Raw genomic sequence first — 246 nt, 5'->3', positions numbered from 1 at the left:
AAGTCAATCGCAGCGACTTGCTGTTGGATCATATTTTCTTTTTTACGACTGCCATCCATCGTAGCTAATACCATTGTTTGACCGTGATCCCCCACCGCCGCAGCCAATTGCTGTGGAGTCAGCTTAACTGAGTGGTGGACGATACGATCATTAATCGCTTTGATCTCAAAAGTGGAAGGCTTATGGTCAAACTGTTCAGGATCAACGAGCAATTCGTATGTTCTCTCCATAATCCTTCTCCTTTAC

General features: G+C 44.7%; 1 protein-coding gene. It reads right to left on the bottom strand.

Translation table 11 applies throughout. The annotated features are described in order from the left end of the window. Positions 1–230: hypothetical protein (locus QP363_RS13360; protein ID WP_284764847.1), on the bottom strand; the 230-nt coding region annotated here is incomplete at its 3' end. Positions 231–246 lie beyond the last annotated feature (16 nt).

This window comes from Corynebacterium sp. UMB6689 (assembly GCF_030215295.1).
In the GTDB taxonomy this organism is placed as follows: Bacteria; Actinomycetota; Actinomycetes; order Mycobacteriales; family Mycobacteriaceae; genus Corynebacterium; species Corynebacterium aurimucosum.
The sequence above is the reverse complement of the archived record's forward strand: the minus strand, read 5'-3'. Positions and strand labels throughout refer to the sequence as shown.